General features: G+C 63.1%; 10 protein-coding genes. 1 reads left to right on the top strand and 9 read right to left on the bottom strand.

Annotated features, from left to right (window positions below):
• Positions 1-12: 12 nt before the first annotated feature.
• From IMX18_RS11735 to IMX18_RS11705, 7 genes are all read right to left on the bottom strand, one after another.
• Positions 13-294, bottom strand: coding sequence for a peptidylprolyl isomerase (locus IMX18_RS11735; protein ID WP_015270259.1), 282 nt, complete (start codon positions 292-294; stop codon positions 13-15).
• A 32-nt stretch (positions 295-326) separates the two neighbouring features.
• Positions 327-1,430 (bottom strand): 3-deoxy-7-phosphoheptulonate synthase, encoded by a 1,104-nt coding sequence (locus IMX18_RS11730; RefSeq protein ID WP_054571953.1) that lies wholly within the window; start codon positions 1,428-1,430, stop codon positions 327-329.
• A gap of 555 nt (positions 1,431-1,985) precedes the next feature.
• A complete protein-coding gene (locus IMX18_RS11725; protein WP_013972562.1) occupies positions 1,986-2,537 on the bottom strand; it encodes a YbhB/YbcL family Raf kinase inhibitor-like protein in 552 nt (183 codons plus the stop codon).
• 48 nt (positions 2,538-2,585) lie between these two features.
• Positions 2,586-2,894: a hypothetical protein gene (locus tag IMX18_RS11720; protein WP_015270261.1), complete on the bottom strand. Its 309-nt coding sequence runs from the start codon at positions 2,892-2,894 to the stop codon at positions 2,586-2,588.
• Positions 2,895-3,040: 146 nt separating this feature from the next.
• Positions 3,041-4,006, bottom strand: a complete 966-nt coding sequence (locus IMX18_RS11715; RefSeq protein ID WP_015270262.1) for an endonuclease — start codon at positions 4,004-4,006, stop codon at positions 3,041-3,043.
• Between the two features lie 199 nt (positions 4,007-4,205).
• Entirely contained in the window at positions 4,206-5,390 is a 1,185-nt protein-coding gene (locus tag IMX18_RS11710) for an MFS transporter (protein ID WP_043935602.1), read from the bottom strand.
• Between the two features lie 80 nt (positions 5,391-5,470).
• On the bottom strand, positions 5,471-6,352 hold the full coding sequence (locus tag IMX18_RS11705; RefSeq protein ID WP_061302335.1) for a LysR family transcriptional regulator: 882 nt from the start codon (positions 6,350-6,352) through the stop codon (positions 5,471-5,473).
• Positions 6,353-6,522: 170 nt separating this feature from the next.
• Here IMX18_RS11705 and IMX18_RS11700 point away from each other — a divergent pair, with 170 nt between their 5' ends.
• A complete protein-coding gene (locus IMX18_RS11700; protein WP_013972567.1) occupies positions 6,523-8,166 on the top strand; it encodes an acetolactate synthase large subunit in 1,644 nt (547 codons plus the stop codon).
• A 260-nt stretch (positions 8,167-8,426) separates the two neighbouring features.
• Here the strand turns inward: IMX18_RS11700 and IMX18_RS11695 are convergent, their stop codons facing one another.
• Both IMX18_RS11695 and IMX18_RS11690 read right to left on the bottom strand, forming a co-directional pair.
• Positions 8,427-9,749 carry an APC family permease gene (locus IMX18_RS11695; protein WP_054571951.1) on the bottom strand — a complete coding sequence of 441 codons (1,323 nt, stop codon included), beginning with the start codon at positions 9,747-9,749 and terminating at the stop codon, positions 8,427-8,429.
• Between the two features lie 99 nt (positions 9,750-9,848).
• Positions 9,849-10,670 (bottom strand): carbon-nitrogen hydrolase family protein, encoded by an 822-nt coding sequence (locus tag IMX18_RS11690; protein WP_100413927.1) that lies wholly within the window; start codon positions 10,668-10,670, stop codon positions 9,849-9,851.
• Between the last annotated feature and the right edge of the window lie 127 nt (positions 10,671-10,797).

Raw genomic sequence — 10,797 nt, 5'->3', positions numbered from 1 at the left:
TGAACAGGTGAATCAGTCCTGGCGGCTGGTCACTTCCAGCAGGTGGTAGCCGAACTGGGTCTTCACCGGGCCTTGCACGGTATTGATCGGGGCGCTGAACACCACGGTGTCGAACTCCTTGACCATCTGGCCCGGGCCGAACGAGCCCAGGTCACCGCCCTGGCGGCTGGACGGGCAGGTGGAGTTGGCTTTGGCGATTTCAGCGAAGTCGGCGCCTGCTTCGATCTGGGCTTTCAGTTCGTTGCATTTATCGATGCTGCTGACCAGGATGTGGCGGGCGGTTGCACGGGCCATGGGTACTGCTCCTTGGGGTAAAAAAGGCAAGCCTAGCGTACTTGTCCAGGGTATGTCTCGCCAGGCTTGCGTCCCGCTGCCTGGAGTTTTTGTGCCGCCTCGCGCAACAGGGTTTCGGTCGAGGCCCAACCCAGGCAACCGTCGGTGATCGACACGCCGTATTTCAGCGCGCCCTTGCCCAGCGCCTGGCAGCCGTCGAACAGGTGCCCTTCGATCATCACGCCGACGATCGAGCGGTCGCCGGCCAGGCGCTGCGCCAGCACATCGTTGAAAACCGCCGGCTGACGCGCCGGGTCCTTGCCGCTGTTGGCATGGCTGCAATCGACCATGATCCGCGCCTGCAGCCCGGCCTTGGCCAGCGCCTGGCGGGCCATGGCGATGCTGTTGGCGTCGAAGTTCGGGCCCTTGTGGCCGCCGCGCAGCACCAGGTGGGTGTCCGGGTTGCCCAAGGTCTCGATGATGGCCGGGTAGCCCTGCGCATCCATGCCGAAGTGGCGGTGCGGGTGGGCGGCACTGCGCATGGCGTCGCTGGCGATGGCGATGCCGCCGTCGGTGCCGTTCTTGAAGCCGACCGGCAGCTCCAAGCCACTGACCATTTCGCGGTGGATCTGCGACTCGGTGGTGCGCGCGCCAATCGCGGCCCAGGCCAGAAGGTCATCGAAGTAGCCGGCGGCCATTGGCTGCAGCAGTTCGGTGGCGACCGGCAGGCCGCGTTCGATCATGTTCAGCATCAGCCCGCGGGACAGCGCGATGCCGGCGTGCATGTCGTCGCTGCCATCGAGGTGCGGGTCGTAGGCCAGGCCTTTCCAGCCGACCGTGGTGCGGGGTTTTTCGACGTAGGCGCGCATCACCAGCAGCAGCTTGTCGTCGACTTCGCGGCTGAGGGCTGCCAGGCGGTCGGCGTATTCCAGGGCCGAGCGCGGGTCGTGGATCGAGCACGGGCCAACGATCACCAGCAGGCGCTGGTCGCGGCCTTCGAGGATGTCGCGAATGGCCTGGCGGTGGGCATGGACTTGCTGGGTAAGTTCGCTGGACAGCGGCATTTGCTGCTTGAGCAGGTGCGGGCTGGGCAGGCGCTGGCTGACGGTGGTGTTGGCTGCTTGCGGCTGGGTCAGGGCGAGGCTGGAGGCGTGCATGGCGTTTTTTCCCTGGGCGGACGGCGGGTTCTGGCCCGCGTCGTCGGCCCTATCGAGGTGTTCGACAAATCGTTGAATTCGTATTGGCTGCTGCATTGCCACCTGTGGAAGACCGAACGGAGGCGGCAGGCTGGCCCGAACGGGATTGGCTAAATCGCCAGGCGTAGGTGTTTGCGTAGTAATAAGTGGCGTAGTTCATGAATCTGTCCTCAATGTGAATCGGTGTTGTTCAAAGGCCTGAAAAGCAAAACCCCCGGTCGGGGAGCCGACCGGGGGTTTGAGTATTCTCATGTTCGGCGGCCCCTCGAAGGTGGGCGCCGTGTGGGTATCGGCGCCTAATGGCTAAACCAATACCCAAAGTAATAGCTGGCAGGTGCCACGCAGCCGGCAACGGCCAGCACAGGGCGCAGGGTGCGGCCGGTGTGGTTGGCGTGGTTGCGGGTGTGTTTCGGCATGTTGCTCTCCAGTGAATGAGCCCGAGCTTACTTCAGTTCGGCTGGGCCATTCAATGGATAAATGCTATGGGGGTGTTTAATTGTTCCGGTACGGCCAGGCTCAGTGGCCATAGCGCCCGACCAGGCTCTGCGCCCCCAGCGCGTGGCCTTGCAGCAGTTGCAGCAGGCCGCTGCGGTCCAGGCCTTCGGGCAGGGTACCCAGTGGCAGGTCGGTGGCGATCAGCGTCAGCGCGTAGTGGTGCGGGTTGTCGCCGGCGGGTGGGCAGGGGCCGCGGTAGCTGAGCGTGCCCCGAGAGTTGCGCCCTACGGTCACGCCTTGCCCGGTCAGCCCGGCGACGCCTTCCTTCAGCCCATCCTGGGCCGGGTCGATGTTGTAGGCGATCCAGTGGACCACGCCAATACCCTTGCCGCCGTCCGGATCGAACATGATCAGTGCCAGGGACTGAGTGCCTGCGGGGAGGTTGTCCCAGCTCAGTTGCGGGGTGCGCTCTTCGCCAGCACCACAGGCCGGGTCCGGGCCAACCTGCTGCAAGGCGATCACGCCGCCATCGGTGAACGACGATGAGCTGATCGACAGCGCGCCCTGGCTGCCAGCGACGGCCAAGGCGCTGCACGGCAGCAGGGCGGCGAGCAGCCAGGGTTTGAGGTTCATGGTGAATCCTTGGCAGGGCGTTCCGGCGCAGTGTAGCCCAGGCCGGCCTCAATGGCTGTCCTGGTCCTCGGCGGTGCCACCGGTGTGCCCGGCGCCGGAGCCGGTTGCTTCGCCGGTGCTGTTGGAGCCGCCAGCGGCGCCGTCGGCGGCATCGCTGTTGCTGCCGGTGTCGCTGCTGTCATTGGTTTCGCTGCTGCCTGGGCTGTTGACGCTGCTGTCTTCACCGGCGGTCTTGCCACCGTACTGGTCGGTTTGCGGGCGGCTGTCGGTGTCTGTGTCGGTGGCGGCGAAGCTGGTGCCAGTGACGCTGACCAGGGCGAGGGCAAGGCACAGTGAAAGTGGGCGAATGCGGATCATGGAACCTCTCCTTTACGGATGATCTGTCATTCGTTGGGCTGGGGGCGGGGAGTGGGGTGCCGTCTGGGCGACGGATGGTCATTGTTGCGGGCTGCTGTGCAGCCCGCTCGATTGCAAGGGGGCCGCGCAGGCCCCGAGGAAGGCGATCAGCGGCAGTTGCCCGCCTTGCGATAACCCGCCGCCTGCGCCTCACCCTCTGTGGCGAAGGTGACCTGGTTCTTCGCGGTAACCTGGGTATAGCCTGGGCAGCCGACGGAAAGGTGATAGACATGGCTGTTGCGGTTGCCAAGCACCGCCCCCACCGACCCGGCACTGGCCAGGCTCGGCTTTGCCTCTGGCTTGGCAGCCTTCGCCGGCACCGCTTGCACCACGCCACTGCCGACTGGCTTGTAGTTGGCGGTCCATTTGCGTTCCCCGGTCACGAAGGGGTTGGCATGCCCCATGATCGCGGCAATGCGCCGGTCACGCTCTTTCTCCCAGGCCGATACCGGGTGCTGTTTGTCCCAGGCCATCAGCAACTGCTGCTGTTGGCGCGACATGCTCAGCTTGTAACGGTCGTACATGTAGAAGGTGGTACGGGCGACCAGGCCTTTCACTTCGTCGCGTGGTTCGGCAGCACGCTGCACGAAGTCCACCTTGGTGGTGCACTGCCCGTATTGCCCTGCATTGCCAGCAACCATGCCGTAGTTGAAATTGCTGCGATCACCGTTTACCTCGCCCACTGCCGGGTACAGGTTGAACAGGTCGGCCTCCATGGCGCGGAACACCGGGTCGTCATCCACGCAATGTTCGCGGCCGCCATTCTTCCAGCACTGGCGCTGGTTGCCGAAGGTGTAGGCCGGCACGATGTGTTCCCATTCGGTGCGTTCGGCGCGGTTCTGCTGCTTGCGGGTCTGGTAGCCGCACGAGGCGGCATCGATACGCCCGCCAGACTTGCCCACCCAGGCCCATTTGCAACCGCAGTACAGGTCGCCCATGGCACTGCTGGCCTGGTCCATGTACACCTTCTGCTTGGCCACCACCTTGGCCTCGGTGAAGGTCGCCGGCGGGCTGGCCAGGGCAGGGAGGGTGAAGGAAAACAGTAAGGATACGGCGTAAAGCAGTGATTTCATGGGAAAAACATATTTCAGGTTGGGGCATGCATTGTAATCATTTCCCTGGGGCTGGCCAGCTCGCTGATCCACACCAGTGGGCGGCGCGGGTCGTCGCTGCCCATGAAAATTTCAGGCATTGTGCGGTCTCTGTGGGAGCTGGCTTGCCGGCGATGGGCTGCATGGCAGCCCCGTTCACGCTATCTGTCAGGCCTCAACCTTAGTGCCCACCCTTCATCCGCCGTGCCACCAGGTAGATCCCCAGCCCGACCAGCGCCGTAGCCGCGCCAATGTACCCGGTGCTGGTCCAGCCCATACCTGCGGTAATCGCCATGCCACCCAGCCACGGCCCCAGCGCATTGGCCAGGTTGAACGCCGCATGGTTGGACGCCGCCGCCAGGCTTGGCGCTTCATGGGCAATGTCCATCAGGCGGATCTGCAACGGCGCCGCCAGGGCAATCATGGTGCCGACCAGGCCAATGCCCAGCAGCAGGCTCCACAGCGCCTGGGCGGCAAAGCTGAAGAACAGCAGCACGGCAATCGACCACACCAGCACCAGCCCGACGGCGCGGAACTGCAGGCGGTCGAACAGCTTGCCACCGGCGATGTTGCCGACGATGCCGCCGACGCCGAATGCCGCCAGGCCGAATGGAATCCACTGCGGCGACACCTGGGTCACCTGCAACATGGTCGGCGCCAGGTAGCTGAACACACAGAACATGCCGGCAAAGCCGATCGAGGCGATGCCCAGCGCCATCCACACTTGCGGCAGGGTGAAGGCTTGCAGTTCCTTGCGCGGGTCGCTGCGCACTTCATCGTGGCGCTGGGGCACGAAGCGCCAAACCAGGGCGATGGTGCACAGGGCGATCACGCCGACCAGCACGAACGCCGAGCGCCAGCCGAAGTACTGGCCCAGCAAGGTGGCAACCGGGTTGCCGAGCAACATGGCCACGGTCAACCCCATCATCACCCGGGCCACGGCCCCCGCCCGCTGGTCCTTGGCCACCATGCTCGATGCCACTACCGCCGCGATGCCGAAGTAGGCACCGTGGGGCAGGCCGCTGATGAAGCGGAAGGCGACCAGGCCACCGAACGAGGGGGCGAAGGCGGTAGCCAGGTTGCCAAGGGCATACAGCGCCATCAACAACAGCAGCATGTGCTTGCGCAACAGCCTGGCACCGATGATCGCCAGTGTCGGGGCGCCAACCATCACCCCCAGCGCATAGGCGCTGATGGCATGGCCCACCTGGGGCTCGCTCAATTGCAGATTGCTGGCGATATCGGGCATCAGCCCCATGATGGCGAACTCGCCGGTGCCAATGGCAAAGCTGCCCAGTGCCATGGCAGCTTCCATCTTCGCGACGGTACTTTTGCTAGAGAGAGGGGGTAATTCCTGAACTGACATCTGGATCCTTGTGAAACATGCTGAAACGTTCAAGGTGGGATCATAGTCAACTCGCGATAGTGACGTCGAGCAGGGTGGAATCAACGTTCCAGGTAATGGGTCTGCGCGGCAAAATCGATGAAGCGCTTGCTGGCCAGCGACAGGTATTCCCCCGAGCGCCAGCACAAGCGGAAGCTCATCTGCTGCGCTGGCTGGAACGGTACGCCGACGATGCCCGGTGTGCGCTGTTGCACCGAGCGCAGCAGGGTCGCCACGCCCATGTTGTCCAGCGCGGCTTGTACCACCAGCGATACGAAGTTGCTCTGCAGCGCTACCTGGTACGTGATGCCATGTTCGGCGAAGAACGCATCCAGCAGGTGGCGCTGCACGAAGGTGCGGTCGAACACCACCATGTCGGTATTGCGCAGGTCCTCGGCTGTGAGGAAGGCCTTGCCAGCATAGGGATGGTCAGGGTGCATGCACGCCAGCATCTCATCGCTGCCCAAGAGGATCGATTCCTTGTCGGGCGGCACGCGCCGGGACTCCAGCAGCGCCAGGTCGATCTCCCGTTGTTCCAGGCGATGTCCAATGTCCTCGGCACTGCCTTCGAACACGGTCATGGCAATACCCGGGTACAGCTGGCGGAAGGCGTTCATCAGGCCGGGTACATAGTGCAGGCCGAACATCGGCGGGATTCCCAGGCGCACTTCGCCGCGCTTAAGGTCGGCCATGTCACGCAGTTCTTGCCGCGCCACATCCATTTCGCGCAGGGCCGCTGCGATACGTGGCAGGAAGCGTTCGCCCTCGGCTGTCAGGATGACTTTGCGCGTGGTGCGGTTGAACAGGGTGACGCCCAGTTCTTCTTCCAGGCGGGTAACGGCCATGCTAAGTGCCGGCTGGGCGATATGCAGGTGCTGCGCGGCTTTGGTGAAGCTGCCTTGGCGCACGATCTCGACGCAGCAGCGCAATGCCTTGAGGTTCATTGAGGGGGGTTACCGTTCATAACAAACTGTGATGCCAAGCATCATAACAATATATTTATTATTATTAACCAGAGGGCCTACGATGCGCGCCACTGAGACATCCTGCAACATCTCAGTCACGCAGCTTAATAAATCTGCAATCCCACAAAGATTTTGAGGTAGTACCCCAAATGGCCAAGGCCGCCGATGTCGTTGTGCAATGCCTGGAAAACGAAGGTGTCGAGTATGTGTTCGGCATTCCTGGTGAGGAAAACCTCGACCTGCTCGAATCCCTGCGCAAGTCGAAGATCAAGCTGGTACTTACCCGTCACGAGCAGTCCGCAGGTTTCATGGCTGCCACCTATGGTCGCCTGACCGGCAAGACCGGCGTCAGCCTGTCGACCCTCGGCCCTGGCGCCACCAACCTGGTCACCGCCAGCGCCTACGCCTACCTGGGCGGCATGCCGATGATGATGATCACCGGCCAGAAGCCGATCAAGAAGTCCAAGCAGGGCCGTTTCCAGATCATCGACGTGTGCGGCATGATGGACCCCATCACCAAGTACACCCACCAGTTCGCTTCCGCCGACAACATCCCTTCGCGCATGCGTGAAGCCTTCCGCCTGGCTGAAGAAGAAAAGCCGGGTGCCGTGCACCTGGAGCTGCCGGAAGACATCGCCGCCGAGCAGACCGACGCACTGCCGATCCCGCCAAGCCTGCACCGCCGCCCGTTGGCCGAGCACGTGGCGATCGACGCAGCCGTACAAAAGCTGCTGAACGCCCGCAACCCGATCCTGGTGATCGGCGCCGGCGCCAACCGCAAGATGACCGCCAAGGTCCTCAAGCAGCTGATCGACAAGACCGGTATCCCGTTCATCACCACCCAGATGGGCAAAGGTGTGGTCGACGAGCGCCATCCACGCTTCCTGGGCAACGCCGCGCTGTCGTCGGGTGACTTCGTGCACCGCGCCGTCGAAGCCGCCGACCTGATCGTCAACATCGGCCACGACGTGATCGAGAAGCCGCCGTTCTTCATGGTCCGTGGCGGCACCGAAGTCATCCACATCAACTTCCGCTCCGCCGAGGTCGATGCCGTGTACTTCCCGCAGGTGGAAGTGATCGGCGACATCGCCAACGCCGTATGGCAGATCAGCGAAGCGCTGAACGACACGTCGCACTGGGACTTCACCCGCCTGATGGCGATCCGTGAAGCCAACGAAGCACAGATCGCCGAAGGTGCCGACGACAACCGCTTCCCGGTCTACCCGCAGCGCATGGTCGCCGACATCCGTCGCGTGCTCCCGTCCGAAGGCATCGTTGCCCTGGACAACGGCATCTACAAGATCTGGTTCGCCCGCAACTACAAGGCGCACAAGCCGAACACCGTACTGCTGGACAACGCCCTGGCGACCATGGGCGCGGGCCTGCCATCGGCCATGGCCGCGCACCTGGTGCACCCGGACCGCCCGGTAATCTCGGTTTGTGGCGACGGCGGCTTCATGATGAACAGCCAGGAGCTGGAAACTGCGGTACGCCTGGGCATGCACATCACCGTGGTGATCCTGCGTGACGACGGCTACGGCATGATCCGCTGGAAGCAGGCGAACATGGGCTTCACCGATTTCGGCCTGGACTATGGCAACCCGGACTTCGTCAAGTACGCCGAAGCCTACGGTGCCAACGGCCACCGCGTGGAAAGCGCCGAAGGCCTGCTGCCGCTGCTGGAGCACTGCATCAAGACCCCGGGCGTGCACGTGATCGACTGCCCGGTCGATTACAGCGAGAACGACCGCATCCTCAACAGCGAGCTGCGTGAGCGCGCGCTCGCCGTGTAAGGCCTGACAGGATCGGCGCCACCTCAAGGCTGGCGCCGAACCTGTGTAGGAGCGGCCTTGTGTCGCGATGGGCCGCAAAGCGGCCCCCCGGATTTCAGCATCAACGCAACAATCGCCGGGGCTGCCATGCAGCCCATCGCGACGCTAGGCCGCTACTACACGGCTAGCTACCTGCCTCAGAATCCGCCACCGCAAACACCGGCGCCGCCGGTGCCATCCAGAGCATCGCTCAAAGCGCCGTATCGACCTGAGTGGACAGCTCAGGCTTCCTCGAAGTGCATCTCCGGGGGCTTGCGCTTGAAACCACGGGTAATCACCGTCAGGTAGAGCACGCCGAGGCAGAGCCAGCCTGCCCCCAGGTAGATCGCCAGGTGATCCAGGCTTGCCATCAGCCACAACGTGGAGGCGAAGCCCACCAGGGGGAATGCGAGGTACATCAGTAGCGCGTTCGCACCACGCTGCTGCATGGCGACCCAGTAGTGGAAGATCACCGCCAGGTTGACCAGGCTGAAGGCGAGAAATGCACCGAAGTTGATGAACGAGGTGGAGGTCGTCACGTCCATGCGCAAGGCAAGCAGGGCGACCACCCCGCACAGGATGATGCTGGGCACCGGCGTGCTGAAGCGTTCGCTCAACCTTCCAAAGAATGACCTGGGCAGCACTCCGTCACGCCCCATCGCATACAGCAGCCGGGAGGCGCTGGCCTGCGCCGACAGGCCAGAAGTGAACTGGCCGACGATCAGGCCCAGCAGGAAGATGCTGACGAAGATGTCGCCACCGATGTTCTGGGCTATTTCATAAGCCGCCGCGTCGGCGTTGGCAAAGTCGGTGGACGGGTGAGCGAGCTGGACGAAGTAGCTGCAGGCGATGAACAGCGCGCCGCCAATCAGGGTGATCAGCAGGATGGCTTTCGGGATGTTCTTGCGTGGTTCTCTGGTTTCTTCAGTCAGGGTACTGACCGCGTCGAAGCCCAGGAATGAATAGCAGGCAATCGCCGCACCGCTCATGATCAGCGGCAACTGGGTACCTTCCTTGTAGAACGGCTCTAGCGTCCACAGCGGTACCGTCGGGTCGCCCCAGACATAGTGCACCGCGAGCACAACGAACGCCGCCAGCACCAGCAGCTGGATGAACATCAACAGGCCATTGACGGTCTTGGCCAACCGCAGGCCGATCACATTGATCGTTGTGGTGATGCCGATGAATGCCAACACCCAAATGGCTTGTGGCACGCCCGGGAACGCCGAGTGCAGATAGGCCGCGCCAATGAGCCAGATCGCCATGGGCAGGAACAGGTAGTCGAGCAACACCGCCCAACCGGTGATGAAGCCCAGCTGCGGGCTGATCGATTTGCGCACGTAGGTATAGGCGGACCCGGCGACCGGGAAGGCGCGCGCCATGTGGCCGTAGCTCAAGGCGGTAAAGAGCATGGCGATGGCTGCAGCGAGGTAGGCTGCGGGTACCCTCCCTCCCGTGGTCTCGGCCAGGATACCGAATGTGCCCAGGACAATGATGGGGGTCATGTAGGCGATGCCGAAAAGCACCACCGAGCCCAGCGAAAGCGTTCGCTTGAGTGTGGCCATTACTGCTTGCTCCAGCTTGTGATTGTTATTCAGAGTCGAACACGCTGCCGTCCCTGGCGGCATTGCATTCCAGTAATAGAGCCTGGAAGGGTGGAATGTTCAGGAGGCGATGATCAGTTCGCGAAGGCCGTTGGCGTGCTCGACCTGTTCACCCGGCAGATGGATGCGGCGCTGGGCAATGTAGCTGTAGTCGCGCCGTGACCGCTGCAGTTGCTCCATGGCCAGCTCGACGGTCATGCGGCACTCGCCACGGCCGGCTTCGCACAGCAATTGGCCGTACGGGTCGACGACGGCACTGCCGCCAGCGAAGACCAGGCCGCCATCACCATCGCCCACGCGGTTGACCATGACTGCAAAGGCCTGGTTTTCCATGGCGCGCGCGGTGATGGCGGTTCTGTGGGTGGGCCCGTACGGGTCCATGTTGCCGTTGGTGACGATGATCAGTTCTGCTCCCAGCTGCCCCAGGGCACGGGCGGTTTCGGGGAATTCGATGTCAAAGCAGATCAGCAGGCCGACACGGATGCCTTTGAACAGGGCTGTCGCAAAACGGTCGCCTGGGGTGAAAACCCCGCAGTCCGATGCCCAAAGGTGGGTCTTGCGGTAGGTGAGCGCTACGCCTTCAGGCGTGACCAGCACAGTGGTGTTGTAGAAACGGCCGTCGTTTGCGGCTTCGGCCATCCCGACGACCACGGCAACATTCTGCGCTTGTGCTGCCTGTTGGACTGCCGTGATGCTCGGGCCATCCAGTGGCTCGGCGATGCGGCCGATGTTTTCTTCGGTTGGGAAGCCCATCAGCTGGGTTTCCGGAAAGACCAGCAGATCGGTATCGGCGCCGCAGTTGCCGATCGCCTTGATGGTGCGCTGCAGGTTGTACGCGGTATCGCCATCGCGACCGGCCAGTTGGACAAGCTCTACCTTCATTTCCAATCCTCGACTAACAGCTTCGACCGCCACGCCGTGGCGACATGGGGTGTAAAAAACGATCCCGGTACAGGTTCGCTCAGCGTAAGCTAGCCCGGATTATGGGGTGGTCATCATGGCGGGGGGT

Source organism: Pseudomonas shirazica (assembly GCF_015168335.1).
Classification (GTDB): domain Bacteria; phylum Pseudomonadota; class Gammaproteobacteria; order Pseudomonadales; family Pseudomonadaceae; genus Aquipseudomonas; species Aquipseudomonas asiatica.
The sequence above is the reverse complement of the archived record's forward strand: the minus strand, read 5'-3'. Positions and strand labels throughout refer to the sequence as shown.

Excerpts from the sequence above, each read along its gene's own strand:
- IMX18_RS11720 (WP_015270261.1), bottom strand. The coding sequence starts at position 2,894 with ATGATCCGCATTCGCCCACTTTCACTGTGCCTTGCCCTCGCCCTGGTC.
- IMX18_RS11735 (WP_015270259.1), bottom strand. The coding sequence starts at position 294 with ATGGCCCGTGCAACCGCCCGCCACATCCTGGTCAGCAGCATCGATAAA.
- IMX18_RS11725 (WP_013972562.1), bottom strand. The coding sequence starts at position 2,537 with ATGAACCTCAAACCCTGGCTGCTCGCCGCCCTGCTGCCGTGCAGCGCC.
- IMX18_RS11700 (WP_013972567.1), top strand. The coding sequence starts at position 6,523 with ATGGCCAAGGCCGCCGATGTCGTTGTGCAATGCCTGGAAAACGAAGGT.
- IMX18_RS11730 (WP_054571953.1), bottom strand. The coding sequence starts at position 1,430 with ATGCACGCCTCCAGCCTCGCCCTGACCCAGCCGCAAGCAGCCAACACC.
- IMX18_RS11695 (WP_054571951.1), bottom strand. The coding sequence starts at position 9,749 with ATGGCCACACTCAAGCGAACGCTTTCGCTGGGCTCGGTGGTGCTTTTC.
- IMX18_RS11690 (WP_100413927.1), bottom strand. The coding sequence starts at position 10,670 with ATGAAGGTAGAGCTTGTCCAACTGGCCGGTCGCGATGGCGATACCGCG.
- IMX18_RS11710 (WP_043935602.1), bottom strand. The coding sequence starts at position 5,390 with ATGTCAGTTCAGGAATTACCCCCTCTCTCTAGCAAAAGTACCGTCGCG.
- IMX18_RS11715 (WP_015270262.1), bottom strand. The coding sequence starts at position 4,006 with ATGAAATCACTGCTTTACGCCGTATCCTTACTGTTTTCCTTCACCCTC.
- IMX18_RS11705 (WP_061302335.1), bottom strand. The coding sequence starts at position 6,352 with ATGAACCTCAAGGCATTGCGCTGCTGCGTCGAGATCGTGCGCCAAGGC.